Raw genomic sequence first — 659 nt, 5'->3', positions numbered from 1 at the left:
GGCGTTTAGCAATTTTCTCAGCGGCAAAGCTCAACATATCCGCATGGATACCATGTTGCTCAAGTGAGATAATTTCCTTTTCGGGCAACGACTTGACGTGTTTTTTAGGCAACACTTTATGCAGCCATTTTTTTAACATAAGCAGCTCTTTTCACAATAAAAAAGGCCGTCTGAAACTTGTCCGGCTTAAGCCTTTGCACAATATCCTGCCGTAGAAAGAACAAAACATTGAGCAAAGGCTTCAGACAGCCTAAAAAAGACGTGCCATTATACCTTATGGAAGTTCGATTAATTAGCGTATTGACAAAAAATATCGGCTATAATGACGGTCTGACAACGATTCAGGCAAGACATCATGTACCACTACAAATCCGAAGCTACCCAATTCCTCGACAAACTCATGGAAGACAATCCCGAAATGGAAGCGCAACGCCTCGAAAACCGCCATTTGCTGTGGGATGTTACCCTCAATCCGGCCGAACAGGCTGAATTTGAAGCGGCCAAAGTCAACAAAAAACCTTACACCTATTATCAAGACTAACCCATATCGGTATGACGACCAACACCCACAATACCGATCCGGCGTTACAGCAGTACCTCAACAGCATCGGTCAATCTGAACATCCCGTTTTGACCGCATTGCGCGAGCGTACCCAATC

The 659-nt window shown here is 44.5% G+C and carries 1 protein-coding gene and 1 pseudogene; both read left to right on the top strand.

The window, feature by feature from the left end; translation table 11 throughout:
* The first annotated feature begins 355 nt into the window (after positions 1–355).
* Positions 356–541: a DUF3460 family protein gene (locus ACTHUM_RS17130; RefSeq protein WP_070461836.1), complete on the top strand. Its 186-nt coding sequence runs from the start codon at positions 356–358 to the stop codon at positions 539–541.
* Positions 542–552: 11 nt separating this feature from the next.
* Positions 553–659 (top strand): annotated as a pseudogene (locus ACTHUM_RS17125) (methyltransferase); the annotation flags it as partial.

It is taken from the genome of Neisseria sp. P0021.S006, from assembly GCF_051956895.1.
This window is presented reverse-complemented; position numbering and strand designations above follow the sequence as displayed.